The organism is Pseudomonas sp. PSB18, from assembly GCF_014596565.1.
In the GTDB taxonomy this organism is placed as follows: domain Bacteria; phylum Pseudomonadota; class Gammaproteobacteria; order Pseudomonadales; family Pseudomonadaceae; genus Aquipseudomonas.
Map to the genome: position 1 here is coordinate 88,971 of NZ_NOIN01000014.1, position 26,187 is coordinate 115,157.

Annotated in this window: 20 protein-coding genes and 1 pseudogene; 13 read left to right on the forward strand and 8 right to left on the reverse strand. The window is 62.9% G+C overall.

Translation table 11 applies throughout. The features are described from left to right. Positions 1 to 17 precede the first annotated feature (17 nt). From CGA22_RS24635 to CGA22_RS24655, 5 genes are all read left to right on the forward strand, one after another. On the forward strand, positions 18 to 626 hold the full coding sequence (locus CGA22_RS24635) for a lecithin retinol acyltransferase family protein (protein WP_041020732.1): 609 nt from the start codon (positions 18 to 20) through the stop codon (positions 624 to 626). 43 nt (positions 627 to 669) lie between these two features. Further along, the gene (locus CGA22_RS24640) at positions 670 to 1,320 is read left to right on the forward strand and encodes a response regulator transcription factor (protein ID WP_041020733.1); all 651 of its coding nucleotides are present in this window, start codon (positions 670 to 672) and stop codon (positions 1,318 to 1,320) included. Between the two features lie 289 nt (positions 1,321 to 1,609). After that, positions 1,610 to 2,872 carry a serine hydrolase domain-containing protein gene (locus CGA22_RS24645; RefSeq protein ID WP_041020734.1) on the forward strand — a complete coding sequence of 421 codons (1,263 nt, stop codon included), beginning with the start codon at positions 1,610 to 1,612 and terminating at the stop codon, positions 2,870 to 2,872. A 117-nt stretch (positions 2,873 to 2,989) separates the two neighbouring features. Further along, a complete protein-coding gene (locus CGA22_RS24650) occupies positions 2,990 to 4,324 on the forward strand; it encodes a hypothetical protein (protein WP_041020735.1) in 1,335 nt (444 codons plus the stop codon). A 38-nt stretch (positions 4,325 to 4,362) separates the two neighbouring features. Then, complete coding sequence (locus CGA22_RS24655; protein WP_041020740.1) at positions 4,363 to 5,466, forward strand: polyamine ABC transporter substrate-binding protein; 1,104 nt, start codon at positions 4,363 to 4,365, stop codon at positions 5,464 to 5,466. Positions 5,467 to 5,660: 194 nt separating this feature from the next. Here CGA22_RS24655 and CGA22_RS24660 read toward each other — a convergent pair whose 3' ends face one another. Beyond that, positions 5,661 to 6,272 carry a TetR/AcrR family transcriptional regulator gene (locus tag CGA22_RS24660; protein WP_041020736.1) on the reverse strand — a complete coding sequence of 204 codons (612 nt, stop codon included), beginning with the start codon at positions 6,270 to 6,272 and terminating at the stop codon, positions 5,661 to 5,663. A 301-nt stretch (positions 6,273 to 6,573) separates the two neighbouring features. On the opposite strand from CGA22_RS24660, the pseudogene gabP reads away from it, so the two are divergent. From gabP to CGA22_RS27250, 8 genes and pseudogenes are all read left to right on the forward strand, one after another. Then, positions 6,574 to 7,973: pseudogene (gabP, locus tag CGA22_RS24665) on the forward strand (GABA permease). A gap of 418 nt (positions 7,974 to 8,391) precedes the next feature. Further along, positions 8,392 to 10,113, forward strand: a complete 1,722-nt coding sequence (locus CGA22_RS24670; protein WP_041020737.1) for a type I secretion system permease/ATPase — start codon at positions 8,392 to 8,394, stop codon at positions 10,111 to 10,113. Continuing rightward, a complete protein-coding gene (locus CGA22_RS24675; RefSeq protein WP_188258740.1) occupies positions 10,106 to 11,476 on the forward strand; it encodes an HlyD family type I secretion periplasmic adaptor subunit in 1,371 nt (456 codons plus the stop codon). The genes CGA22_RS24670 and CGA22_RS24675 overlap by 8 nt, the downstream gene beginning before the upstream one ends. A gap of 2 nt (positions 11,477 to 11,478) precedes the next feature. After that, positions 11,479 to 12,828 carry a TolC family outer membrane protein gene (locus CGA22_RS24680; protein ID WP_041024964.1) on the forward strand — a complete coding sequence of 450 codons (1,350 nt, stop codon included), beginning with the start codon at positions 11,479 to 11,481 and terminating at the stop codon, positions 12,826 to 12,828. 237 nt (positions 12,829 to 13,065) lie between these two features. Beyond that, positions 13,066 to 13,362 (forward strand): DUF5629 family protein, encoded by a 297-nt coding sequence (locus tag CGA22_RS24685; protein WP_041024965.1) that lies wholly within the window; start codon positions 13,066 to 13,068, stop codon positions 13,360 to 13,362. After that, positions 13,349 to 14,524, forward strand: a complete 1,176-nt coding sequence (locus CGA22_RS24690; RefSeq protein WP_041024966.1) for a lactonase family protein — start codon at positions 13,349 to 13,351, stop codon at positions 14,522 to 14,524. Before CGA22_RS24685 ends, CGA22_RS24690 begins: the two co-directional genes overlap by 14 nt. A gap of 156 nt (positions 14,525 to 14,680) precedes the next feature. Continuing rightward, the gene (locus CGA22_RS24695) at positions 14,681 to 14,860 is read left to right on the forward strand and encodes a hypothetical protein (RefSeq protein WP_041024967.1); all 180 of its coding nucleotides are present in this window, start codon (positions 14,681 to 14,683) and stop codon (positions 14,858 to 14,860) included. Between the two features lie 184 nt (positions 14,861 to 15,044). After that, positions 15,045 to 15,170 carry a hypothetical protein gene (locus CGA22_RS27250; RefSeq protein ID WP_256223202.1) on the forward strand — a complete coding sequence of 42 codons (126 nt, stop codon included), beginning with the start codon at positions 15,045 to 15,047 and terminating at the stop codon, positions 15,168 to 15,170. Positions 15,171 to 15,307: 137 nt separating this feature from the next. Here the strand turns inward: CGA22_RS27250 and CGA22_RS24700 are convergent, their stop codons facing one another. The 7 genes from CGA22_RS24700 to CGA22_RS24730 form a co-directional block, all read right to left on the reverse strand. Further along, positions 15,308 to 18,949, reverse strand: a complete 3,642-nt coding sequence (locus CGA22_RS24700; protein ID WP_041024968.1) for an AAA family ATPase — start codon at positions 18,947 to 18,949, stop codon at positions 15,308 to 15,310. Beyond that, positions 18,946 to 20,190 (reverse strand): exonuclease SbcCD subunit D C-terminal domain-containing protein, encoded by a 1,245-nt coding sequence (locus CGA22_RS24705; protein ID WP_041024969.1) that lies wholly within the window; start codon positions 20,188 to 20,190, stop codon positions 18,946 to 18,948. The genes CGA22_RS24700 and CGA22_RS24705 overlap by 4 nt, the downstream gene beginning before the upstream one ends. 123 nt (positions 20,191 to 20,313) lie before the next feature. Continuing rightward, entirely contained in the window at positions 20,314 to 21,951 is a 1,638-nt protein-coding gene (locus CGA22_RS24710; protein WP_041024970.1) for a BatD family protein, read from the reverse strand. Then, complete coding sequence (locus tag CGA22_RS24715; protein WP_041024971.1) at positions 21,948 to 23,681, reverse strand: tetratricopeptide repeat protein; 1,734 nt, start codon at positions 23,679 to 23,681, stop codon at positions 21,948 to 21,950. The genes CGA22_RS24710 and CGA22_RS24715 overlap by 4 nt, the downstream gene beginning before the upstream one ends. Next, entirely contained in the window at positions 23,678 to 24,757 is a 1,080-nt protein-coding gene (locus CGA22_RS24720; RefSeq protein ID WP_041024972.1) for a vWA domain-containing protein, read from the reverse strand. The genes CGA22_RS24715 and CGA22_RS24720 overlap by 4 nt, the downstream gene beginning before the upstream one ends. Further along, positions 24,750 to 25,244, reverse strand: a complete 495-nt coding sequence (locus CGA22_RS24725; protein WP_041024973.1) for a DUF4381 domain-containing protein — start codon at positions 25,242 to 25,244, stop codon at positions 24,750 to 24,752. The genes CGA22_RS24720 and CGA22_RS24725 overlap by 8 nt, the downstream gene beginning before the upstream one ends. After that, a complete protein-coding gene (locus tag CGA22_RS24730; protein ID WP_041024974.1) occupies positions 25,241 to 26,185 on the reverse strand; it encodes a DUF58 domain-containing protein in 945 nt (314 codons plus the stop codon). The genes CGA22_RS24725 and CGA22_RS24730 overlap by 4 nt, the downstream gene beginning before the upstream one ends. Positions 26,186 to 26,187 lie beyond the last annotated feature (2 nt).

Genomic DNA, 26,187 nt, shown 5'->3' on the forward strand with positions numbered 1-26,187 from the left:
ACTGCGGAGAATGTGTCGTGAACAACTTGACCGCCAGAGCAGCAGAGCAACTGTCATCTCTTCGTTCGATCGCGCTGATTTGCATGGCGCTCATCACGACGAGTGCCTTCTATCGCTTGAGCATGCCGATAGCCGAGAGTCATAGGCTCGCCGAGCCACGTCACTGCCACCCACGTCCGGCGCGCCTGGCGGATGTTGAATTGCGGCCGGTCGATGTCGAACAGCCTGCGGGCCACCTGCCGATAGGCGCACACCTGATCAGCCCGCGCCGGTTCTACCTGCACCACGGGATCTACCTGGGCGGGGCAGACGTTGCCCATTACTCGGGGTTCAGCGGTTCGCTCCGGCCGGGTCCCATCGAAGTGACCGATCTTGAGCATTTTGCCAACGGCAAGCCGGTCTGGATGCTTCAGGAACCCTGCAAATACTCCAGCGAAGAAATCGTTGATCGGGCGCGTTCGCGATTGGGTGAAAAGCAGTACAGGGTGCTCTTCAACAACTGTGAGCATTTCTGCAGTTGGTGCGTCAGCGGGAACAGCTACAGTGCCCAGGTCGACGCCTGCTTCCATCGTCCCCATGATCTGTTCGCGTTGATTTCGGCACTGGAGCCCCGCTTGGTGGCCTAGTGGTCTGTGCTAGAATTTTTCCGTCCACCCAAGAGGATCGTGCATGAACGGTAGCCCCTCATCCCATGAGTCAGGCAGCAAGGATTCCATGGTGTTCGTGGTGGATGACGATGCCTCCATGCGCGATGCATTGAGCAATCTGTTGCGCTCGGTCGGGATCCGTGTCGAGACGTTCGCTTCCACGACGGAGTTTCTTCAGCAACCAAAGACGGATTGCGCCAGCTGCCTGATTCTCGACGTGCGACTGCAGGGGAGCAGTGGCCTGGACTTCCAGCGCTGGTTGGCGGAGTCGGATTCGAATATTCCCATCATCTTCATCACCGGCCACGGCGACATCGAGATGTCGGTCAAGGCGATGAAAGCCGGCGCCGTGGATTTCCTGGCCAAACCCTTCCGCGAACAGGATCTGCTGGACGCCGTGACCGCTGCACTCCAGGCAGACATCAGGCGTCGCGAAATCCGGCAGCAATCTGCCGACCTGCATGCCCACTACCAGACACTGACCGCCCGGGAAAAAGAGGTGATGGCTTTTGCGGTCAAGGGCCTGATGAACAAGCAGATTGCCGGGCAGATGAACCTGAGCGAAATCACCGTGAAAATCCATCGCGCCCATGCGATGAAGAAAATGCACGCCAAATCGTTCGCCGACCTGGTTCGAATGGCCGAGTCGCTGGGTGCCGGGCCGGGTCGCTGAACCCCGATTTTCGCGCCTTCCCAAATATCCTGAACACCCGAATAACCCTGTGGGAGCCGAGCTTGCTCGCGATAGCGGTAGGTCAGCTTGTATCAATGCTAAATGTGCCGCCGCCATCGCGAGCAAGCTCGGCTCCCACAGGTTCGATGCATTCCCGGAGGTAATGATAGGCCCGCATCTTCCAAGGTAAAAATTATTATGTAAAAAGTTTTATTGACTAAAAAATATAATCGGGTAATTATTTCCCTGCATCTGCTGTCACGCAGAGTCATTTCCCAGGGGCAACCCGATGAATCAGAACACCGTGCCTTCATTGGCCAGTCTTTATGTCGAGACGCATGAGTCGTCATCCGACACGCGCTTTACCTCTTCGCTCATGCAAGGCTTTCCGGCCGAACCTCACCGTCGTGTTACCTGGCACAACTGGATGCGTCCGCCCTTCAATCGATGGGGCTTTCGCAATCTGGCGCGCCTGCGGCCTTCAATCGATGTGCAGGCGGGGGCAGGGCCGGCCAGCGTCCTGCCGCAGGCGCCACTGGCACTGGATGAGCTGCACTTCAACAGCGAGTGCGGCTTGAGCATCAGCGTGATCGAACACCTGGTGGCCAGCCAGACCGACGCGTTCCTGGTCATGCAGGGTGATACCGTGCTGTTCGAGCGCTACTTCAACGGCCAGGCGCCCCAGGACCGACACGTCATGTTTTCGGTGACCAAATCGCTGGTCGGCACCCTCGGCGAACAGTTGGTCAGCGACGGTGTGCTGGATCCAGCACTGCCCGCCGCCCACTACGTGCCGGAATTCGAAGGCAGTGCCTACGCCGATGCAACCGTGCGCCAGTTGTTCGACATGGCGGTGGGCATCCACTACAGCGAAGTGTACGAAGACCCGGATTCGGAGAGTTCCCAGTACGGCTATGCCTGCGGTTTCCAACCGGCACCCGCGCAGTACGCCCAGTTCGAATCGCTGTACCAATTCCTGCCGTCGCTCCGAAAGCAGGGCGAGCACGGCGGTTTCTTTCACTACGTGACGGCCACCACCGAGGCCCTGGCCTGGGTCATGGAACGTGCCAGCGGCAAGGCCTGCCATCGCCTGCTGGAAGAGATCTGGAGCCAATTGGGGTGTGAGCGCGACGGCTATTTCATGGCCGACCCCTGGGGGCGCAGCGTGGCCGGTGCCGGTTTCAGCGCCACCTTGCGCGACATGGCCCGTTTCGGTCGCCTGCTGGCCAATGACGGCCGTCACGACGGACGCCAGTTGCTGTCGTCCGAGACAGTCGCGCGCATTGCCGCCGGCGCCGACCCGGCGATCTACGCCACATCCCCCGACTTTGAAGCCTGGACCCCTGGCGCTTCCTATCGCAGCCAGTGGTACGTCTTCAACGACCACAGCCAGGCGCTCATGGCCGGTGGCATTCATGGCCAGTACCTGTTCGTGGACAAGCCATCCGGCGTGGTGATCGTCAAGCAGTCGTCCCTGAACGATGCCGTCAGCCCGTTCGATGGGGACAGCGTGCGCATGTTGCGCGCCATCGCGGCGCACCTCGGCGACTGACCACGCGTTCCGATGACAAGAATCACGTTCCATTCACCTGGCCTCGCCAGGTGTTGGCGACGTTCTGCGCCGCCATTCACTGCCCTGTAACAACAATAAATCACACAGGAGCTTCACATGGTTTCCACGACGCGTTTCTCCCGAACGCTCTTAGCGCTCGGGTTACCCCTGAGCGCCCAGGTCGCACTGGCGGGCTACACCTTCGAGGATGGCAACCTCAAGGGTGAGGTCAACGTCACCGCCGGCGGTGCAGCCATTTTCACTCGCAACGTCAACTTCGGCGCTGGCCGTGTGGACATGCGCAGCCGCAAGAATGGCGGCAGCAAAATCGATTGGCAGGAGTTCTACGTCAAGCCGGGCGTCAAACTGGAGTATGCCTTGCAGCCGGACTTCAGCCTGCTGGCCGGTGGCTCGCTGGTCGGGGCGACGACCTTCGGCGATGGCGATGCCGGCGGCTTCACCCGCAGTTCCGATGGCGAGGTGGCCACCGAAGAACTCTACGGGGGATTCCGGGCCGGGGAGTGGACGTTCACCGCCGGCCGCCAGAACTACATGATCGGCACCGGCTTCATCGTCATGGACGGCAATCTGGATCAGCTCAAGGACGGCGCCTACTGGCTCGCACCCAGAAGCGCCTTCAAGGATTCCGCGGTGCTGGCCTGGGATCACGGTGCCTTGAAAACCCAGGCATTCACCTTGCGCACCGACGATGACCTGGGTGACTTCCGGATGACCGGGGCCAACCTCGACTACAACCTCGACGATCGGGTGACGCTTGGGGCCATGGCCATGAAGGTCAACGCACTCGGTCCCAAAGGCGCCACACCGCTGCGCCGAGACGGCATGCAGGTGTACAACCTGCGGGCGCTCAACGCCAAGGTTCCGGGCTTGCCGGCCTTGACCCTCAACGCCGAGTACGCCTTGGAACGCGGCAACGGCGAAGGCGTCGAGTATGATGCCGAGGCCTGGTATGGCCAGGCGGACTATGCCTTCGATACCTTGCCGTTGACGCCGGTCGTGGGTTACCGCTACACGAGCTTTTCCGGCGATGACAACCTGACGGACAACCGCCAGGCGTCCTGGGACCCGCTCAGCAAGGGCTATGTCGATTGGGGCACCTGGCTGGTGGGGGACGTCGTTGGCAACTATCTGCTGTTCAACAGCAACGAAAACGTTCAGCAATTCTCGATCAAGACCCACCTCAACGAAACCCTCAACCTCGGCGCCATCCACTACCAGTTCTGGCTGGACGAAAAGAACTACATGGGCACGGCGGTCAGTGATCGGCGTTTTGCCGACGAAAGCGTCGTCTTCCTGGACTGGGCGCCGTCGAAGGCGTTGGTTTCCTCGCTATCCTATAACTGGGTCAAGCCGATGGCCGCGGCCAAGCAGGTGTTCGGCAACGACCGGAAATTCAGCGCGCTGGAATTATCGTTCACCTATCGCTATTGATGCCGCGAGCCTTCGCGGCCGCGCTGGAGTGTTTTGCCATGAACAAGTCTTTGCGTAATACGGTATTGGGTGCTCTCGTTTCGTTGCTCGCCAGCGGTGCAAGCATGGCCGAAGAGCGGACGGTGCGAATCTATAACTGGATCGAGTACCTGCCGCCGGAAATCCTCAAGAGCTTTCAGGAAGAGACCGGGATCCGTCCGATCTATGACGTGTTCGACAGTGTCGAAACCCTGGAGTCCAAGCTGCTGACCGGCAATTCCGGGTACGACGTGGTGTACCCGAGCAGTTCCAACGTCAGTCACCTGATCGCCGCCGGCGCCGTCCAGCCCCTGGATCGCAGCCAACTGCCAAGCTGGCAGCAATTGGACCCGGAGTTCATGAAAGGCCTGGAAGCCGTGGGTGACCCGGGCAACCGCTATGCGGCGCCATACCTGTGGGGCACCACACTGATCGGCTATAACGTCGACAAGGTTCGGCAGGCGCTGGGAGCCGATGTGCCGATAGACACCTGGGACATCATCTTCAAGGAAGAGAACCTGTCCAAACTGGCGAGTTGCGGGGTCGGCTTTCTCGATGCCGCCAACGAGATCGTGCCCATCGCCTTGCATTACAAGGGATTGGACCCCAACAGCCAGAGACGTGAGGACTACCCGCAGGCGCAGGCGGCGATGGCCAGGATCCGGCCGTTCATCTCCTACTTCAATTCGTCACGCTACGGCATGGACCTGGCCAATGGCGACGTCTGCATCGCCGTAGGCTGGTCAGGCGGCGTGGCGCTCGCCAAGCGCCTGGCCGATGCCGCTGGCAAGGGGGTCAAAGTGGCAATGGCGCTGCCCAAGGAAGGTGCGCCGATGTGGTCGGACGTGATGATGATTCCCACCAACGCTCCCCATACCCAGGAGGCCCACGCGTTCATCAACTACATCATGCGGGCCGATGTCATCGCCCGTATCAGCAACAAGATTGGCTACCCCAATCCGAACAAGGACGCCACCGCGCTGGTGATCCCGGAAGTCCGTAACGACCCCGCGATGTACATCCCGGACGACGCACGCAAGACGCTGTTCGCCCTGGAGCCCATGCCGGCCGCCATCGAGCGGATCCGCACGCGGACCTGGACGGCGATCAAGACCAATCGCTGATCCGGGCTATACGAACTGTGGGAGCGGGCTTGCTCGCGAAGGCGGTTTATCAGTCGACTCTGCAGTGGCTGATCCACCGCCATCGCGAGCAGGCTCGCTCCCACAGGGATTAGCGTCGGACGCAGAATGCGCGGTCACTGAAAACCTGTGTGGGAGCGAGCCTGCTCGCGATGACGATCTGTCAGTGTCTTCCTTCAGGCACGCATGCCCTGGAACAGCAACGCCGTAATCCGCTTGACCTGGGCGGAGTGTGCTTCGATATCCGGCTGTTCCTGGTTGACCAGCCTGAACAGCTGCAAGTGTGAATAATCGTTCAACAGGAAGGCGGCCAGCTCGACGTCCAGGTCGGCGCGCAGCTTGCCGGCCTGCTGCAGTTCCTTGATCAAGCCACTGATCTCAGCCCTGAGCGCATCGTTCATGGCGCGATAGCCCTCCGGCAGCCCGCCGTCGCCGCCAAACAGAATCAAGGGCAGCAATTCGCGCCAGAGGCTGGGGTGCATGACCTCCAGGGCGTAGCCCGTCAGCAGCCGTTCCAGGTAACACAGCGCCTCGACCGGATCCTCTATTTCAGGGACCTGCAATCGGGTGTCCTTGAGCGCGCGCTGATCCGCCTCATGGAGGATTTCCAGGATGATCTCCTGCTTGTTGCCGAAGTACTTGAACACGGTCGGGGCCGACACCCCGGCCTGGCCGGCGATTTGTTCGATGGTGGTGTTCTGGAAGCCCTGGCGCTCGAACAGTTCGATCGCCGCCTTGCTGATGGCTTGGCGTCGTTCGGCTTTTTGACGTTCACGCAGTCCGCTCACGGGAGGTCCTTTGTCACTGGAATAGAGGGCATACAGAGGCCCGGATCCATGCAAAATACTTAACTCGATAAAATATTTAAAGCGTTTATTTGGATGCTGGCTTTTTAGTGCGACCGCTCTGCAACGCCCCTTGCATGAGGCAGGTATGGCCAAATGCTAGGTAATTTATGACGAGATCAGGCACAAAAGGAGCGCTTACAGATAATTCAGCGAGCAAGTGAGACGGGTAACGTGGCGCACCGTTTCTTCGTAGCGTCTGTTCCTCGGTACGTTCAATGTCGATTAAAAAGAGAACAAGAAAATGACCAGCCCCAGTTTCAAGGATTCGAACGGCCATCTGGCACAGGGCTTCAAGCCTCGTCACGTCACCATGCTGTCCATTGCCGGGATCATCGGCGCAGGCTTGTTCGTAGGATCGGGGCATGCCATTGCGGCGGCCGGCCCAGCGGTACTGCTGGCTTATCTGTTCTCCGGCCTGTTGGTGGTGCTGGTCATGCGCATGCTCGGTGAAATGGCGGTAGCCCGCCCGGACACCGGTTCGTTCTCCACCTATGCCGACCAGGCCATCGGGCGCTGGGCCGGCTTCACCATCGGTTGGCTGTACTGGTGGTTCTGGGTCCTGGTTATTCCCATCGAAGCGCTGGCCGCCGGGCATGTGTTGAACCAGTGGTTTCCTTCCATTGACGCTTGGCTGTTTGCTTCGGTATCGATTGTGGCCCTGGCGGTGACGAACCTGTTCAGCGTGTCCAAGTACGGTGAGTTCGAATTCTGGTTCGCGATGGCCAAGGTCGTGGCGATCATCGGTTTCATTTCCCTGGGTTTCGCCGTCCTGATGGGCGGATTCCCGAGCGGGAAGCCAGCGGCCTGAGCCGCTTGATGGAAGAACATGGCGGTTTCGCTCCCAACGGTTTGTCGGCGGTGGTCGGGGCCTTCATCACCATCATGTTCAGCTTCATCGGGACGGAGGCGGTGACGATTGCGGCAGCCGAATCCGATAACCCCGCACAGAACATTGCCAAGGCGACGCGTTCGGTGATCTGGCGGATTGGCGTGTTCTACCTGCTGTCGATTTTCGTGGTCATCTCCGTGGTGCCGTGGAACGATCCGCAGCTGGCTTCGGTGGGCTCCTACCAGCGAGCGCTGGAGCTGATGAACATCCCCCATGCCAAGTTCCTGGTGGATGCCGTGGTACTGATCGCGGTGGCCAGTTGCATGAACTCCTCGATCTACATCGCCTCGCGCATGCTGTACTCGCTGGGGCGACGCGGCGATGCGCCAAAGGCCTTGAAGGTGACGTCGGGGGAAGGCGTCCCGCGCACAGCAGTGATTGCCAGTACTGTGTTGGGGGCAGGTATCACGCTGTTCAGCTACTTCATGCCCGCCGGCCTGTTCCAATTCCTGCTCGCCAGTTCCGGCGCCATCGCGTTGCTGGTGTACCTGGCGATTGCCATCTCCCAACTGCGCATGCGCCGGCTGCTGCGTCAGCAGAACGTCGAGCTGACTTTTCGCATGTGGCTGTTCCCCTGGTTGACCTGGCTGGTCATCGTGTTCATCTGCGCGGCGCTGGCGGTGATGATGGTGACGCCGGAACACCGTAGTGAAGTCAGCTCGACCCTTGGCCTGGCGCTGATCATTTCCTTTATCGGACTGGTCACGTCGCGGCAGCAGCCGCAGGGGGAGAGGGCGGCGTCCCTGGGCTAGCCCCAGGGAAAGCTAGATAAAACACTTGTGGCGAGGGGAATCTGTGGCGAGGGGATTTATCCCCGCTGGGCTGCGCAGCAGCCCTCATGCAGAGCACTCATTTGCCGGCGATTTTGAATTGTCTGGTTTGGGGCTGCTTCGCAGCCCAGCGGGGATAAATCCCCTCGCCACAAGAGGCGTGCCCATCCCCGATCTGTTTCACCTCTGAAACACCCTCCTGAAACCAGGCTCTCCGCCTGTCACCCTGCCTGTAAACCCTTTCTGCCGATCTGGCACTAACCCGTTCGAGCGTTGTCATTAATGGGCGCCCTGGCGGCGTCACGTCAGCTGTATCGATGGGCTTCTCGAACGCCTTCGGGCAAAAAACTCGCGATGGATTGCGTCCTGGACCGACTATTTTTTTGCGGGTTGCCATTCTATGGGGCTGCTTCTCGATCCTCGTCATGACATCGATGCCGCGTTATTGAGCTATCGCCGGGTATTCTGGTCCCTGGCGCTGTTCAGCGGCGTCATCAATCTACTGGTGCTGGTGCCGTCGCTCTACATGATGCAGGTGTACGACCGGGTCCTGACCAGTCGCAACGAAACCACCTTGTTCATGCTGACCCTGATCGCCCTGGGCCTGTTCATGTTCAGTGCCTTGATCGAGTGGGTGCGCGGCGAGGTGATGATTCGCATGAGCGCAGGGCTGGACGATGCCCTGGGCGAGCGGATTTTCGATGCCGCCTTTGCCCGCAGCCTGCGCGAGCACAACGCCAACCCGGCGCAGGTGCTCAGCGATCTGGCGACACTACGGCAGTTGATTACCGGGCAGGGGCTGATCGCCTTGCTCGATGCGCCGTGGCTGCCGATCTTCCTGTTGGTGGCATTCATTTTTCATCACTGGTTCGGGGTGTTGACCCTGGTCCTCGCCCTCGTGCTGATCGGCCTGGCGCTGTGGGGCGAACTGGCGACTCGCACGCGCCTGGGGGAAGCCAACCGCCTGGGCGTGCAATCGGCCGCCTACGTCAACAGCACGCTGCACAACGCCGAAGTCATCCAGGCGCTGGGCATGCTCGGGCCGTTGCGTCAGCGCTGGAGCCTGCTGCAGCAACGCATCATCGCCGCCCAGGCCCATGCCAGTGATCGCGGCGCTCGTATCACCTCGATGACACGGTTTGTGCGCATCTCGGGCCAGTCGCTGTCGCTGGGGTTGGGGGCGTTGCTGGTGTTGGAAGGCCAGTTGTCGGCGGGCATGATGATCGCCATGTCACTCCTGCTGGGGCGGGCCCTGGCCCCCGTGGAAATCGCCATCGGATCGTGGAAGCAATTCAATGCCGGGCGCCAGAGCTATCAGCGCCTGAGCCTGCTCCTTGCCCAGCATCCCCGTGATCGCCTGCGCATGCCCTTGCCGCCACCCACCGGTGCGGTGCGCCTGGAGCAGCTGTACGTCGGCCCACCCGGCGCCTCACAGCCGATTCTGCGGGGGATCAATTTTCACTTGGATAAAGGGGAAGTGCTCGCGGTCGTGGGCCCCAGCGCCAGTGGCAAGTCGACCCTGGCCAGGGCGCTGGTCGGTGTATGGCCCCCACTGGGTGGATCGGTGCGCCTGGACAATGCCGAGATCAGCCAGTGGTCCCATGATGCCCTGGGCCCCCACCTTGGGTATCTGCCCCAGGACATCGAGTTGTTCGACGGCAGTGTGGCCGACAACATCGCCCGCTTCGGCGAGCAGGATGCCGACAAGATCATCGCCGCCAGCCGTCACGCCGGCATCCACGAGATGATCCTGAGGTTTCCCAAGGGCTATGACACGCCTCTAGGGCCTGGAGGGCTCGGTCTGTCCGGCGGACAGAAACAACGCCTCGGCCTGGCCCGTGCGCTCTATGGGCGCCCGGCGCTGATCGTACTCGATGAACCCAATTCCAACCTCGATGAAGCCGGCGAGCTGGCCCTGGTACAGGCCATCGCCGTGCTCAAGGCTGCCGGCAGCACGGTGGTGCTGATCACCCACCGGCCCAGTGTGCTGGCGATGGTCGATCACATCCTTGTGCTCAAGGACGGAACCCAACAGGCATTCGGTCCCCGCGACCGGGTACTCAAGGCGCTGATGCCGGGGCCGCGGCCGGCTGCGGTGAGGGAGGCTGGCGAAGATGCATGATCTGACTCCAAGTCCACACGCGTATAGCGAGCAGGGGCGGAACCTGCGCAACGTCAGCTCGTTGCCCGGCGCCAGTACCGATGCCGGCGGTGCGGCGCGTTATGGCGTGGGTTTCCTGGTGCTGGCGTTGGGTGGCGCATTGCTCTGGGCCTGCCTGGCGCCGCTGGACCAGGGCGTTGTTGGCAGCGGCACCGTGGTGGTGGCGGGCGAGCGCAAGGCGGTGCAGTCGCTGGTGGGTGGCGTGGTGGAAAAGCTGCTGGTCAGCGATGGCGATCGCGTCAGCCAGGGGCAGTTGCTGGTGCAGCTCAATACCGTGCAGGCGCAATCGCAGCTGGACGTGACCCTGGGCAAGTTGCTCAACGACCGCAGCATCGAGGCACGCCTGATGGCCGAGCGTCTGGGCAGCGCCGAGATCCAGTGGCCGGAGGACCTGCTGGCCCGTGCCGACGAGCCACGGGTCAAGGCAGCCATGGCATTGCAGAGCCAGTTGTTCCTGAGCCGTCGTGCCGAGCTGGGCAGCCGCTTGCAGATCATCGAGCACGAAGTGGCGGCGCTGGAACAGCAACTGCTCGGCTACGAAGGGGTCAAGCGCAACTACGATGCGCAGATGCGCTTCCAGCGCCAGGAACTGGAGGGCTTGCGGGACTTGGCGCGTGAAGGCTATGTCCCGCGCAACAAACTCTTCGAGGCTGAGCGCAACGCCGCTCAACTGGCCGGTCAGATTGCTTCCGGGATCGGCGATGTCGGTAAAACCCGCCAGTCGATCAACGAAAGTCGGCTCAAGGCTTTGCAGGCGCAACAGGAATTCCGTCGCGATGCCGAAACCCAGCTCAGCGAAGTGTCCGCCGAGGCGGCGGGTTACGCCGATCAGATCCGCGCCTTGCAGTTCGAAGTCGACAACGGTGCGATTCGCGCGCCGGCGGCCGGGCAGGTCATGGACTTGAACATTCATACCGTCGGTGGCGTCGTCCAGGCCAGCCAGACCCTGATGCAAGTGGTCCCGCTGGATGCGCCGATGGCGATCACGGCGCGGTTCGAGCCGCTGATGGCCAACAAGCTGCGGCCGGGGCTGCCGGTGCACGTGCATTTCACGGCGCTGCAGCGGGTGGATACGCCGACGGTCACGGGCACCGTCAGTACGGTGTCGGCGGATCAGTTGATCAATGAGCAGACGCACCAGCCGTATTTCTCCGCCAAGGTCGAGATTCCCGCCGACACCGTCGCCTCGCTGCAGGCCGCCGGCCTGTGGGTACGTCCTGGCATGCTGGCCGATGTCACGGTGGTGACCGGCGAACGGACCCTGATGAACTACCTGATGAAACCTTTGCGCGAACGCTTGCTGGCTGCCTTCAAGGAGGAATGAGCATGACCGACCGGCGCCTTTATCGCTCCCGCGTGTTGTTGAGCCTGTGTAGCAGTTGGGTGGCGATCAGCCCCGTCTGGGCTGCCGAAGGTGGCCTGAGCCTGACCGCCGCGTACGATGCCTCACGCCTGAATGACCCGACCCTGCAATCGGCCACCCATGCCTTCGATGCTTCCCGGAACGAAGAGGCCATCGGTCGCGGTGGTCTGTATCCGCAGGTATCCCTGACGTCGCGCTACGGTTACGGTGGTCGCACCGACGGTGGCGACGACAGGAGCTACGTCAACAGCAACGACTACCAGGCGAACAGCGTTACCCTTGCGGCGCAACAACCGCTCTATGACAAGGGCCGCTGGGCGGCTTATCAAGAGGGCAAGGCTCGTGGGCAACTGGGCATCCAGCAGTTCGATGTTGCCGGCCAGACCTTGTTCGACCGGGTTGCCAAAGGGTATTTCGATGTGGCCCGGGCCGAGAACGAAATCAAGTTGATCACCCAGCAGAAGGCGGCCATCAATGGATTGGTCATCCAGAGCAAGAAGCTTTACCAGGGCGGCCAGGGCGCGATCACCGACATCGACGAAGCCCAGGCGAGGCTTGATCTGGTCGAAGCCCAGGAGGCCGAGGCGCAGGCTCGCCGGGTGGCGGCCTTGCGGGCCTTGTCCGGCCGGGCCAGCGTGCCCATCGACGACATCCAGCCGATGCGCGAGGAACTGCCCCTCGGCAGTCCGATTCCGCCGGAACAGGACCTGGGTTACTGGACGGCCATTGCCCGTGACGCCAGTCCCGAGCTGGCGGCCCGTCTGGCGGCGGTGAAAGTGGCCGAGGCCCAGGCCGACAGCCAGCGCGCCGGGCACTACCCGAGCCTGTCGCTGACCACTCAGCTGACCCGCCGGGAAACCCGTCAGTATCAGGAACTCGATCCGCGCCAGGACACGTATTACGTGGGGGTGCAACTGGATATCCCACTGTATCGCGGCGGCTCGGTGCGTGCTTCGGTGGCCAAGGCCGAAGCGCAACTGGCCGGTGCGCAGTCGGACTATGACGTGCAACGTCAGCAGTTGGCCGAGAACATCGAAACCGATTACCTCGGCGTGGTGGCCGGGTTCGCCAAGAGCAAGGCGATGCAGCGCGCGGTGGAGTCCAACCAGCGCGCGCTGACGTCGACGGAGAAAGGCTTCCAGGGCGGTGTGCGCTCCACCGTGGACATCCTCGATGCCCAGCAGCGGGTGTTCCAGGCCCGTCGGGATCTGCTCAATACCAAGCTCGACATGCTGCAAAGCTATGTCAGCCTGCACACCCACACCGGCCAGATGAACCGCGCGGTGCTGGAGCAGGTGCAGGGGTTGTTCTGAGGTTCCGGGTGGGCAGGTTCGTCGAAGGTGCCTGGGCTGCCGTCATCGCGAGCAAGCCCGGCTCCCACAGGGGATTGGCGGTGGACATGAGTCCTGCGGCAGCCCCGAAACCCTTGTGGGAGCGAGCCTGCTCGCGATGACGATCTGCCGGTCGGCACCGCTTTAGGACTTGATAGCCCAAGGCCAACCCAGACATTGAGCTATCATGCTCACTTTCCCAACGACCGACCAATTCCCATGACTGCCGTAACCGACACCCTGCTGCACGCCCTCGAAACCTGCGACATGCTGATCATCGACGGGTTGCACGCCTTCGATTTTTCCCTCGACGAGCAGGACCAGTTGCACGTCGAGTGCATGAACGGCCGCACCCTCGCGCATTGGCGCTTTACGCCCGCGCAGATGCAGGCCGCGACGTTCGACCCGGCTGCGAAACACTGGATCATTTCCAGCGATTCGGGCGATCACTACCTGGAGTGCGTGGAAGCGATCAGCGGCCACGACGATGAGGATGACGAACATGAAGTTGCGTAGCCTCTGGCCATTGTTGATGGCCGGCAGCCTTGGTGCCATGGCCACGCAGGCCAACGCCGATCAGCGCTATCAATTACTGGTGGGCTCCTACACGGCGGGCCAGAGCCAGGGCGTCTACCGGCTGCAGTTCGACAGCCGCACCGGCCAGCTCGAGGCCAAGCCGTTGCAGGTGATCAAGACGGACAACCCTTCGTGGCTGACTCTGTCCCCGGACATGAGCCACCTGTTTGTGGTCAACGAAAACGGGCCAGGGCAGAAGGATCCAGTGGGCAAGGTCAGCAGTTACGCCATCGACCCGGCCACCCACGCCCTGAGCCTGATCAATCAGGTGCAGTCCCTGGGCAATGAGCCGACCCATTCCAGCCTCAGCGGCGATGGCCGGCATCTGCTGGTCAGCAACTATTCGGTGGTGGAGGATCCGGGCGGTACGCTTGCGGTATTGCCCGTGGGGGCCGATGGCAAGCTGTCGCCCGTGGTGCAATTGAGCAGTCACCAGCCGAGCCGGGTCAACCCCGAGCGGCAGATGTCGGCCCATGTGCATTCGGCGGTGTCGTCGCCCGACGGCAAATACGTGTTCGCCAACGACCTGGGGGCGGACAAGGTGTTCGTCTATCACTATGACCCCAAGGCCAATCCCGAGCTGCCGCTGACCGCCGCCGTCCCGGCATTCGTGCAACTGCCCCCCGGCAGCGGGCCGCGCCACCTGCTGTTCAGTGCCGACGGTAAGCACGCCTGGCTGACCCTGGAAATGACCGCGCAAGTGGCGGTGTTCGATTACCAGGACGGTCGCCTGGTCCAACGCCAACTGGTTGACCTGGCGGCGGGCAAGCCCCAGCCGGCGAGGGCGGCTGCGGCGCTGCACGCCTCGAAGGATGGCAAGTTCCTGTACGTCAGCAATCGTGGCACCAGCAACGAAGTGCTGGTATTCGCCATCGATCCGGCGGCCGGCACGCTGAAAGAACTGCAACGCCGCTCCGTGGAAGGCGACCATCCGCGGGAATTCAGCCTCGATCCGAGCGGGAAATTCCTGTTGGTTGCCAACCAGAAAAGCAATCAGATCGTGGTATTCGAACGCGATCCAAAGACCGGCCTGCTGGGTAAATCGGTGCAAAAACTGCCAATGGATGCGCCGAGCGACGTGAAGTTCATCCAGCCTCAATAAGACGCAGGCCCCGTTTTGCGGGGCCTGCGCGGTTATATCAACGGGAGTGATATTGGCTAGCATTGCAAAACATTTCTAGACGAGACGCCTCGGCGCGTAAGTTTGCTTCACGGCCCAACCGGGCAAGACAGCCAACTGAATCCGAGGAATACCGCCATGAACCTGAACCTCTTCTCCATCATCGCCGCTTCCGCCATCTCTGCCACCGTGGCATTGCCGGCCAATGCCAGCATCGAGATCAGCGACAAGAAGAATCGTACCCAGAGCTACACCGAGAAATACCTGCAACAGAGCGCCAACTTCTACGCCGCACTGGATCACAAAATCCAACACTGAGCGCGTCGTAACGACTGAAGCCTGCGATCTTTTCGTCTCGACAGGGAGAGAAAAGATCGCAGGCTTCGTCATTTTCACCAAGCGCTTCAGCGTGTTCTGAAAAAACTCACTGTAATATCACATGGCCATGTGTTTAAATTTGACGCTGAAAAATTGACTCCTTTCTCCCATAAGGATCGACACCATGGCGATGCGTCTGGCAGTGATGCTGCTGTTTCTCTATTCCACCCCGATTGTCTCGGCTGCCCAGCCGGTACCCGACGAGCCGGAAGCGGCGCGTGAGCGATTACTGAGCTTGCTTCAAGACTGATCGGGTCAGCCAAGCCACCGATCCTGTGGGAGCGAGCCTGCTCGCGATAGCGGTGTGTCAGCTTGCATCAATGTTGACTGTACCGCCGCGATCGCGAGCAGGCTCGCTCCCACAAGGTTCACCGGTGTTCAACCGCCTTACTTCACCTCCACCGTACTCAACCCATTCCCCTGACGCTGCACCCGAATCTGCACCGGGATCCGCTCGTGCATTTCCTGCACGTGGGAAATTACCGCGACTTTGCGGCCCTGGGCCTGCAAGCCGTCGAGGGCGTCCATCGCCAGTTGCAGGGATTCGGGGTCGAGGCTGCCGAAACCTTCGTCGATGAACAACGATTCGATCCTCAGGGTACTGGACGCCATCGAGGCCAGGCCCAGCGCCAGGGCGAGGGAGACCAGGAAGGTTTCACCGCCTGACAATGAATGCACCGAACGCAGTTCATCGCCCATTTCCGTATCCAGCACCAGGAGCCCGAGCATGCTGCCGCCGCGCTTGAGCCGGTAGCGGCGTACCAATTGCCGCAACTGGACGTTGGCGTGGTGCACCAGCAAATCGAGGTTGTAGGCCTGGGCCAGTTTGCGGAAGCGGTCGCCGGTGGCCGAACCGATCAGTGCATCCAACCGGGCCCAGCGTTGATACTCGGCATAGGCCTGCTCGATTTGCAGGGCCAGGGCCTGGTTGGCGCTTTGCCGGCGTTGGTCTTCAGCCTGTTCGGCGCGCAGTTCGGCACAACGTTGTTCGCTGGCGGAAAATTGCAGCTGCAGTTGGGTGAGGGCGTCGGCCAGTTGTTCAGGCGACAGGTTGCCGTTGTGCTGGGCCTGATGATTCTGCAGGCGCTGTTCTCTTTCGGTCAGCAGTACACGGGCTTGTTCGATGGCTTTTTCGCTGTTGAGTAATCGCTGGCGCAATTGGCCGACCTGTTGCTCATCGAGAGCGAGCAGGGCCTCGAGGGAGGCGTCGTCCAGTTCGGGATGGGAAGTGCGCCATTGGGCGATACCGGCGGCCAGCGTCTGATGTTCAGCGTCCAGGGACTGTGCCTGCTCCTGTCGGGCTTTGAGTTCGGCGGCTAGCTGCACCAGGCTGTTGCGTAACTCGTGCAATTGCTGATTGGCCGTTGCCTCGGCAGTGCGCGCCTGTTCCAGGGCCTGGTCGAGTTGTTGCTGCCACTGTTCGGCGCTGCGGTGTTCGCCGAGTAATTGCGTGAGGGTCTGCTGGCAGGCCTGCTGTTGCTCGGTCAGGCCCTTGAGTTGTTGTTGCGCCGACTCCAGTTGCTGGACGCGGGTCTGTTGGCGGTCCTGCTCCTTTTCCAGGGTCTGCTGGCGCTGGAACTGTTCGCTGAGCTCGTCGCGCTGCTGCTCCAGCTGTTCCAGGCGCTGGGCAATCTGCTGGTCGAGCTGCATGAAGGTCGCGGCCGGCTCGGTGCGCAGGGCTTGCAAGGTCTCTGCCGGTAACAGGCTGCTGAAGTGGCGCAGCTCATCGTCCAGGCGTTGCCGATCCCGGTCCAGTTCCTGTTGCTGATTGCTCAGGTGCAGTGACGCCTGTTGGCTCGCCGTTTCAGCATTGCGCAGGTGCTGGGACAGGCGTGCGGCCTCCTGTTGCAGGGTCAGCAGGGCGGCTTGTCGTTGCTCGTCCTGGGTGATGCGCTGGTGCAGCTGGGTGTTCTGCTGGGCCAGCCAGGCGTCGCGCTTGACGGTGTCCTGCGCCAGCAGTTGCGTGGACAGTGGATGGGCTTCCAGGCTGGGGGCCAGCTCCTGCTGCTGGGTCGCCAGTTGTTCCTGCTGCTGTTTCAGCTCCTTGAGCTGGGCCATGACACCGCTGTATTGCGCACGCAGGTCGATGACTTTTTCATTGAGCAGGTCGACGGTTTTGCGGGCGCTGGCCTCTTCGTGTTCATCGTGGCGGCCGAGGCTTTGCAGCAGTGCTTCAGGCTGATGATAAGGATGCTCGACGCTGCCACACACCGGACAAGGTTGCTCGTCCTGTAGCTGACCGCGCAACTGCTCGACGCTTTCGCTGCGAGCCAGTCGTTGGCGTGCCAGCAGTTCACGGGTCACGGTCAGGGTCTGTTCGGCAACCGCCAGCTCGGCCTTGGCTTCGCCGCCTTCGCGCACCAGTCTGTCGCGCTCTTGCAACGCCTGTTGCTGGCGTTGTTCAAGCTCGATGCCACGTTTGTCCTGCTCCTGCTGGCGGGCCCACAACCGCGTGAGGTCTTCGAAGGCCCGTTGTTGCTTGCGATTATCGTGCAGCAGATTGCCGAGCAGCTGGATCTGTTCGGCCACGGCTTCGGGTTCGGCGTCGGCTTCCTTGTACAGCACCTCGAGTTCTTGTCGACGGGCCACCAGTTCCTCGGCGGCGCGGGTGGCGTTGTGTTCCAGCGCAGCGAGTTCGGCCTGGCCCTTGTTCAGACGATTGCCGATCAGCATCAACTGTTGGAGGCGATCACGGTAAGCCTTCCAGGCATCGCTCAGCGGCGCGAGGTGGGCGCTTTGCTCTAGCTCGCCGGCGATGCGCTGTAAGCGCGTGGCCACCTGGCTCTGCTGTTCGAGCAGGGTGTCGATGGTACGTTGGCCATCCGTGCAGGCCAGTTGTGCCTGCGTCTGGCGCTCGGCCGCCTGATTGGCCTCCGTGATCAGGCGGGCGAGGGTGTTCTGCTCTTCAAAGGCCTGGCGCAGCAACGGCGCGTTGTCAGTGTTCTGTTGACGGGCTGCGGCCAGTGCCTGTTGTGCTGCGGCCAGGCTTTTTTCCAGTTGCGCCTGTTGTTCATTCAGATCGATCCGTTGCTGGTCGAGCTGCTGGACCTGTATCGCCAGCGGCGCCAGGAGCCGGGTCAGTTCCGCCTGGCGGATGAATTGATGGCGCTGGGGGGCCAGTTGCTCCAGGCGGATCAGTTTCAGGCGCTCGTCCGCCAGGGTGTTCCAGTCGGCCTCGGCCTGTTGCAGTTGTTCGGCGGCACTGGCGTGTTCGTCCTGCAGTTGGCGCAGGTCCTTGAGCCAAGTGTGTTGCAGTTCCAACTGCTTGAGTTGTGCCTGTTGGGTCTTGAGCTGTTGCTGGGCTTCATTGAAGCGTGCGTCCAGTTCGGCCCGGGCCTCGGGGGGCAACGGTGTGACGCCTGTGGCCTGGTCCTGCAACTGCTTGTGGCTTTCCTTGGCCTGCTTGGCCTTGTCGAATGCACGGCGGCCGAGGCGGGTGTACAGGGCGGTGTCGGTGAGTTTTTCCAACAACTCGCTGCGGTCGTTGTCATCGGCCTTGAGGAAGGCGCTGAACTCACTCTGGGCCAGCAACACGGCGCGGGTGAACTGCTCGAAGTTCAGGCCCAGCGCAGCTTCGAGCTGGGCCTTGTACTCGCCTTTCTGACTCGCCAACAACTGGTCGTTGTCCAGGTCCCGCAGGCTCTGGCGACTGGCCTGCAACTTGCCGCCGGCCTTTTCCCGGGCGCGATTGGCTTCCCAGCGGGCGCGATAACGGCGTCCGTCGATGCCGCGGAAATCCACTTCCGCGTAGCCATCGCCGGTGCCGCGGCGCAGTAACGTGCGGGGGTCACCGGTGGCGATTTCACCGTCGGCGTCCGGCACCTTGGCATCGCGCCCGGTGTTGTTCAGGCGCGGTACGGCACCGAACAACGCCAGGCACAGGGCATCGAGCAAGGTGCTTTTGCCCGCGCCGGTGGGGCCGGTAATGGCGAACAGGCCGGCGCTGGCCAAGGGTTCGGCGGTGAAGTCGATGTCGAAAGGCCCGGCCAGGGAGGCAAGGTTCTTGAGACGGATCGCGAGGATTTTCATGGTTGCTCGCTCTCCATCTGGACGTCTTGCAGCAACACGGCAAAATCCTTGAGGGTCTGCTCGTCCACTTCGTTGCCATAGGTGTCCTGCCAGGCTCGGCTGAACAGTTCCTGTGGGCTCAGTTGATCCAGCTCGATCAAGGCTGCGTCGTCATCGGCACTCGCGGCACTGCCGTGACCCGCGTATTCGGCGGCGATCCGCACCAGCCGCACCGCCTTGCCTTGCAACGCGATTTCCACCTGATTGCGCAGGTCCGGCTGGGGTTCGTCGAGACGCACCCGGACTTCCAGCCAGGGTTGCCGTTGGACATCGGCCAGCAGGTCGATGTCCGGCAGGTCCTTGAGTTGCCCGAGGATCTCGGCCAGCGGCGCCGGGCCCAGGCGTTGCAAGTTGACGGCCCGGGGAATCAGTCGCGGCTCGACCTTGACCAGGGTGTCGCCGTCCAAGGTGACGTCGAGGATCTGATGCTGGTAGCCGATTTCCGAGAACGACAGCGGAATCGGCGAGCCGCTATAGCGGATGCGTTCCTCGCCGTTGACCTTCTGCGGCTTGTGCAGATGGCCGAGGGCGACGTAGCTGATGCTCGGACCGAAGAGACTGGCGGGCAGGGCTTCGGCGTTGCCGATGATCAGGCTGCGCTCCGAGTCCTCGGACACCGAGCCGCCGGCCATGTGCGCATGGCTGACGGCGATCAGCGCCTGGCCCTTCTTGCGCTTGCCGTTGGCGGCGGCGATCAGCCACTCGTGGACCTGGCCGATGCCCCGCAGGTAGTCATCGCCCAGTTGCGCGCCGGTCACTTCGGCGGGACGCAGGAACGGCAGGGCCAGGCACCACGCCTTGATCTTGCCCTTGGCATCGGGCAAGGGCAGCAGCAGGCGTTCGACGTCCAGTTGCCCGTCGTCCAGCCACAACACCCGGCCGAGGGCGTGGGTACGCAGCCGTCGCATCAGTGGCGCGGGCAGCTCGATCCGCGAGCCGGAATCGTGGTTGCCGGCGATCATCACGATGGTCAGGGTGGGGTGTTGTTCATGGGCACTGACGATGAAGTCGTACAGCCGCTCCTGGGCTTTTACCGGTGGGTTGACCGTGTCGAAGATATCGCCGGCGATCAACAGGACATCGGGTTTTTCGTTGGCCAACTGGCGCAGCAGCCACTCGAGGAAACACGCGTGTTCGAAATCGCGCTCCTGGCCGTGCAGGTTTTGCCCCAGGTGCCAGTCGGAGGTGTGGAACAGACGCAAGGCAAACTCCAGAAAACAGATGATGGCCGCGGGTGAAGAGGGCGGCTGGAAAAGTACAGAGTTTACTGGGAAGAACCGATCCTGTGGCGAGGGGATAAATCCCCTCGCCACAAAGGCCGGGGATTATTTCGGGTAGAGCGGCGGGAGTCCACTGTCACCCAACGGGTCCTGGGAGCGCTCTGCGGCGGGAATGGACCGAATCGCGCGCCACAGGTCTTCGCCTTGCCAGTGCTGGCCGGTTTCGCTGTAGAGCGCGCCGTTGAGGCCATCCAGGGCGTCGGACAGCGGCACGAAGCGCGCCGCCATGTCGGCCAGGGTTTCCGGCTGCTGGCGGGCCCAGGCGTCGAGTGCCTGACGGGTGGCGTGGGGGTCATTGGCCAGGCAGGTGCGCTTGAGGTCGTCCAGCAGGGTGCGTGGGCTCGGTCCCGCCTGGGCCGCGCGCAGGATCGCCGGCTGCGAGCGGGCGCGCCACCACAGGCCGAAGCCGAGCAGCGTCGTGCAGGCCAGGAGGAACGAGCTCAGTTGCCAGTACCACAAGGTTTCGTTGTCGACAGTGGTCACGATCTGCGGCGTGCCCGTTGGCGTATCCACCATCAGGCTCGGGTTGTTTGCCACTTGCAGGGTTCGCGCCGGGAGGCTGGTGCGGTCCAGGTGATTTTCCAGGGTGTTCCACCAGATCACTTCAACGGGCGGCAGCTCGATGGTGCCGCTGCGGTTCGGCACCAGCGCCTCGCGGTCTTCACGGCTGCCCACCAGCCCGCGTTCGCTGCTGCGGCTGCTCAGCACCGGCTGGTCGGGATAACGCCGCAGGCCGTTGATTTCCGTGGCCGGCAGGGGCGGGAGCTGGGCGCTGGCCAGGCCTTCGGCTTCAAGGGTCAGGCTGCGGGTCAGGGAGTCGCCGACCTGGCTGTGGGTCGGTTCCGGGCTCCAACTCTCGCTCAAGGACAGGCTGCGTGCCGGCAGCCATGGCACATCGGCCGGGTAGCTGGCCGGCTTGGGATCTACGGTCAGCAGCAGTTGTGTCGAGCTGACGTGCATCAACTGGCCGGGCTTCGGCCCCGACGGTGCCGAGCCCTGGGCCACTGGCTCGACCAGGGTGGCGCTGAATGTCTGGGCCGGGATCGTCAGTTCACCGCTGCGCTGCGGATAGATGCCGTAGCGCAGTTCGATCACGCCGTGGCGCACGTCGTTGATGACTTTTTCATAGGTGCGGGACTCGCCCAACTGTTCGGTGCGTGCATCGGGAATGTGCAAGGGTGTCAGGCTGCTGTCGTCGTACAGCGACACCGAATGGTAGATGCGCAGGGTCAGGATCGCCTGGGCCTGCACATACACGTGGCTTTGATCGAGGCTGGCCTCGATGAATATCGGTGCCAGGGTTCCGGCCGCGGTGCGGGTCTCGCTTTCGATCACTTGCAGGGTGATCGGCTGGCTGGACACTTCGCCCAGATGTACGGCGGGAATCACCACGGTGCCGCTCTGGCGTGGCAGCAGCGTGACAATCCAGCGGGTGGTGGCGCGGTTTTCGCCGTCCAGGGTGGTCAGTTGGTTGACCTGGCGGGTACCGCGCACATCGAACAGCGACTGCAGCGGGCTCAGGTCAGGTTTGCCGAACAGCGTGGCGTCGTTGGATTCCAGGGTCAGTTCCACCGTTTCCCCGGAGTTCAGGCGGCTGCGATCCACGCTGGCCGTCAACTGCGCCGCCTGGGCGGCGCCGATCCAGAACAGCAAGGCAAGGAACTGGGCGGTGAAGCGGATCATTGGGTTTTTCCCTGGGCCTGATGGCTTTGCTGTTCATACCAGAATTTTCGCCTGAGCAATTCCCCCGGATTGTCCGGGATCTGGCGCAGCCATTGCTCCAGCGCCTGATGCTGTTCTTCTTCGTTGCGCTGGCCGGCGGCGGGGCGCAGCGGTGGGGTGGTGGTCTGTTCGTCGGGCAACTCGCTGCCCGGTACGTCCTGGGCGGCCGTCGCAGGCTTGTGGGGCGCCTGGGTTTCATCCGGCGCCGTGCTTGCCTCGGCAGGGGCCGATTCGGTCTGCGAGGATTGGGACGGCGTACCGGCGTTCGGCGATTGCTCGGCGGGGCCCGGTTCCTCGCTTTCGGCTGGCTTGGGGTCATCCGGCGGCGGTGCCTGTTCCTTCAACAGACTTTCCACCAAGGCTTTGTTGGTTTGCGCCGGGCGCAGGTCAGGTTGCAACTCCAGGGCCTGTTCATACGCATCCAGCGCGGCCTCCAGTTCGCCACTCTTGGCCAGCGCGTTGCCCCGATTGTAATGCGCACGGGCGTCGTTGCCTTCGGCAAAGCGTCGGGCGGCCTCGCCATAGGCGCCGGCTTCGTACAGGGCGACCCCTTGCCATTGGCTGTCTTCGAAGTGCTCGGCGGCCTCGGCCGGGCGTTTTTGCTTGAGCAGATGCTGGCCCCGCTGGTCGGGGCGCAGCCACAGGTCCTGGAATTCGAAGGCATGACCAGTCTGCGGCAAGGCGAACAGCAGCGGCAGACAGAACAGCCAGCCTCGGCGCCCGGCACAGGCAGCCAGCAACAACAGCGGCAGGAGCAACCAGTAACCCTGGTCGGCCCAGGTGTCCAGGCGCAGGGTCTGCCCGTCGCTGCGCAGATGGCGCGGACCGGCCAGCAGGCCCAGGCCTTTGAGGTCGCTATCGTCCAGGCGTGCCGGACGATAACGGCCGTCCAGCTCACTGGCGAAGGATTTGAGACTCGGGCTGTCCAGGCGTGGCAGCAGGATCGCACCTTGGTCATCCTTGAGGTAACTGCCATCGTTCTGGGCCACCGGCGCGCCCTCCCGGGTACCGATGCCCAGCATCAACAAACGCGTGGCGGAACCCTCAAGCACCTGATGAATGCCTTGGCGTTCCTGCTCGTTCAACGACGAACCGATCCACAGGATCCGACCGTGGCCCAGCCCGCCCTGGTCCAGCAGGGCCATGGCCTTGTTGACCGCCAGGTCGGCGCGATGGCCGCTTTGCGGCATGATCGAGGGCGACAGGGCTTCGAGCAGGTTGGTGCTGGTGGACAGGTCGTCGGACAGCGGCACCAGGGTATGGGCACTACCGGCATAGACAATGATCGCCGTCTGCGCATCGCTGCGGTTATGCAGCAGATCCAGCAGCTTGCGCCGGGACTGCTCCAGGCGTGTAGGGGGAACGTCGGTGGCGAGCATTTCCGGGGTCAATTCCAGCACCACCACCAGCGGGTCGACGGGTTTCTGGCTGGTCTGTTCGACCCGCGCCCAGCTTGGCCCCAGCAATGCCAGCACCATCAGCAACCAGCCCAGGCCCAGGGCGATCCAGGGCAGCCGGCTTTCCCGGCCGCTGCCGCCACTGAGCAGCACGGAATGAAATGCCGGCGGCAGGATCATCTGCCAGCGGCCCACCCGTTTCTGCCGATGCCACAGTTGCCAGAGCAACCAGCCCAGCAGGGGCAGCAGCAACACGAAAGCGGGACGCAACCAGTGAGGCCAGAGAGCGATCATCGGCGCCTCCGCAAACGCAGGCGCTTGAGGCGTTGGCGCCATTCGGCGTGGTGGGCCGGTTGGAACAGCGGCTGGGTGAACAGCCGTTGCAACGGGTTGGCCGGCCAGCGTTCCCGAGCCACCAGCAACACGCTCAACAACAGCGCAACGGCCAGCGGCCACTGATAGAGCGCCCGGGCGGGACGGGCCTGGGTCGGTTGCTGGGTCACCGGTTCGAGCTGATCGAGGGTGGTCTTGATCGCCAGCATCTGCTCTCCGTCCTGGGCGCGAAAGTAGCGGCCGCCGGTGGCCTGGGCGATGTCCTTGAGTGTCGGTTCGTCAAGGTCCAGGCTCGGATTGACGCCGAGAAAACCCGCCGTGCCGCTTTGCTCCGGATCGGCACCGATGCCGATGGGGTAAATCTTCACGCCTTCGTCGGCGGCCAGCCGGGCGGCGGTCAGCGGGTCGATCTCACCACCGTTGTTGGCGCCATCGGTGACCAGGATCAGCACGCGGCTGTGGGCTGGGCGCTGACGCAGGCGTTTGAGGGCCAGGCCAATGGCGTCGCCGATGGCGGTGTTCTTGCCGGCGATGCCGATGCGTGCTTCGTCGAGCCAGCGCCGTACCGTGTGGCGGTCGAACGTCAGCGGTGCCTGCAGATAGGCCTGGCTGCCAAACAGGATCAGGCCGACCCGGTCGCCTTCGCGGCTTTCGAGAAAGTCTCCGAGCATGTGCTGGACCAGCGTCAGGCGGCTGACTTCTTCGTCCTTCCACTGCATGTCGGGAAAATCCATGGAGCCCGAGACATCCACCGCCACCAGCAGGTCACGGCCGCTGGCGGCAATGGGCAGCGGTTCCCCGAGCCATTGCGGGCGGGCGGCGGCGATCAGCAACAGCAGCCAGAGTAGAATGAAGGGTGCCTGCTGACGCCAGCTCGGCAAGTGGGTCCGGGCCCGACGCCCGACGAGGCCTTCCAGGTCTTCCAGGAAGCTCACCTTGAGCATCGACTCGCCGCTGTCGGCCGCCGGCAGCACCAGGCGCATCAGCCAGGGCAGCGGCAACAGGGCAAAGATCCACGGCCAGGCGAACTCAAACATGCTTGCGAATCCAGATTTCAACGGCTTGGGTCAGGCCGGCGATGGCCTTGTCGTCCAGCTTGCATTCGGGTTTGTAGGCGCCTTCGACCAACACCATCCAGCGGGTCAGGCCGGCCGCCGGGCAGCGGTTATCCAGGAATGCCAGCCACTTTCGTCCGTTGAGGGTATGGCTCTGGCTATAGGGATAGTGGTTGCGGCACAGGCGCTTGAGCAGCCCGTTGAGCTGTTGCAGCCAGGCACCGGCCGGTGCGCCGTCATAAGGTTTGGGCAGCAGCGCCAGTTCGGCCAGGGCGGCCAGGCGCACCGGGTCCAGGGGCTGCTCGGTGCGAGCGGTGGTGCGCTTGACGGGAAGGAACCGGCGCAGGTGCCACAAGCCCAGGCCCAGCAGCGGCAACAGCACCAGCAGCAGCCACCAGCCGGGCGCGGGGGGCCAGAAACCGACGGGAGGGGGGGCTATCAGCGGCTGCAACTGATCGAGGCTGCTCATTGGCTTTTCCCCGTCCGGCCGGGGTTCAGGTATTCGCGCAGCTGTTCGACCATGTCGCCCTGGGTGCTGAGGGGCAGCATCAGGATTCGCAGCTTCTGCGCCAGCCACTCCCAGCGCGCCTGGCGGGCCTCGGCCTGGGCCCGATACGCCTGGCGCAGTTCGACGTTCAATGTGTCGAGTTCCAGCTGCGCGCCGCGCTGGGCGAAACGCAGCAACCCGGCAGCGGGGAGGGCATGGTCCAGCGGGTCCGACAGTGGCAGCAGCAACAGGTCGCAATGACGGGACAGCAGGCTCAGTTGCTGCTCGGCACTGTCGGACAGCGCACGCTCGTCGCAGATCACGATGACCAGGCTGCCCGGGCGCAGCACCTCGCGGGCCCGGCGCAGGGCGACGCCGAACGAATCGCGGTCCGGCTCGCTTTCGGTGTGCAGCGACTGATTGACCCGCACCAGGCGATTGAGCAATTGCAACAGGCTCTGCTTGCTGCGCCGTGGCTTGACCTCGTAGTGGGTGTTGTTGCCGAACACCAACCCACCCACCCGATCGTTATGCCCCAGCGCGGCCCAGCCGATGAGACTGGCGGCCTGAGCGGCAAGCACGGACTTGAACACCTGCCCCGAGCCGAAGAACAGGCGATGGCTCTGCTCGATCATGATGAAGATCGGCCGTTCCCGCTCTTCATGGAACAGTTTGGTGTGGGGTTCCTGTGTCCGGGCGGTGACGCGCCAGTCGATGGTGCGTACATCGTCGCCGGCCTGGTAGACCCGCACCTGGTCGAAATCCACCCCGCGTCCGCGCAGCTTGGAGTGGTGCAGGCCGATCAACGGGCTGCGCTGGCCCGGCGTCGAGAACAATTGCACTTCGCGCACGCGGTGGCGCATCTCGATCAGCTCCGAAAGGCTGACGCGGATGCCCGGTGTGGGCGCCAGTGGGTTATTCATGA

Coding starts and splice junctions, on each gene's coding strand:
- CGA22_RS24645 (WP_041020734.1), top strand. CDS start 1,610: ATGAATCAGAACACCGTGCCTTCATTGGCCAGTCTTTATGTCGAGACG.
- CGA22_RS24690 (WP_041024966.1), top strand. CDS start 13,349: ATGAAGTTGCGTAGCCTCTGGCCATTGTTGATGGCCGGCAGCCTTGGT.
- CGA22_RS27250 (WP_256223202.1), top strand. CDS start 15,045: ATGGCGATGCGTCTGGCAGTGATGCTGCTGTTTCTCTATTCCACCCCG.
- CGA22_RS24670 (WP_041020737.1), top strand. CDS start 8,392: ATGGGGCTGCTTCTCGATCCTCGTCATGACATCGATGCCGCGTTATTG.
- CGA22_RS24685 (WP_041024965.1), top strand. CDS start 13,066: ATGACTGCCGTAACCGACACCCTGCTGCACGCCCTCGAAACCTGCGAC.
- CGA22_RS24710 (WP_041024970.1), bottom strand. CDS start 21,951: ATGATCCGCTTCACCGCCCAGTTCCTTGCCTTGCTGTTCTGGATCGGC.
- CGA22_RS24730 (WP_041024974.1), bottom strand. CDS start 26,185: ATGAATAACCCACTGGCGCCCACACCGGGCATCCGCGTCAGCCTTTCG.
- CGA22_RS24715 (WP_041024971.1), bottom strand. CDS start 23,681: ATGATCGCTCTCTGGCCTCACTGGTTGCGTCCCGCTTTCGTGTTGCTG.
- CGA22_RS24700 (WP_041024968.1), bottom strand. CDS start 18,949: ATGAAAATCCTCGCGATCCGTCTCAAGAACCTTGCCTCCCTGGCCGGG.
- CGA22_RS24695 (WP_041024967.1), top strand. CDS start 14,681: ATGAACCTGAACCTCTTCTCCATCATCGCCGCTTCCGCCATCTCTGCC.
- CGA22_RS24675 (WP_188258740.1), top strand. CDS start 10,106: ATGCATGATCTGACTCCAAGTCCACACGCGTATAGCGAGCAGGGGCGG.
- CGA22_RS24720 (WP_041024972.1), bottom strand. CDS start 24,757: ATGTTTGAGTTCGCCTGGCCGTGGATCTTTGCCCTGTTGCCGCTGCCC.
- CGA22_RS24640 (WP_041020733.1), top strand. CDS start 670: ATGAACGGTAGCCCCTCATCCCATGAGTCAGGCAGCAAGGATTCCATG.
- CGA22_RS24655 (WP_041020740.1), top strand. CDS start 4,363: ATGAACAAGTCTTTGCGTAATACGGTATTGGGTGCTCTCGTTTCGTTG.
- CGA22_RS24725 (WP_041024973.1), bottom strand. CDS start 25,244: ATGAGCAGCCTCGATCAGTTGCAGCCGCTGATAGCCCCCCCTCCCGTC.
- CGA22_RS24680 (WP_041024964.1), top strand. CDS start 11,479: ATGACCGACCGGCGCCTTTATCGCTCCCGCGTGTTGTTGAGCCTGTGT.
- CGA22_RS24650 (WP_041020735.1), top strand. CDS start 2,990: ATGGTTTCCACGACGCGTTTCTCCCGAACGCTCTTAGCGCTCGGGTTA.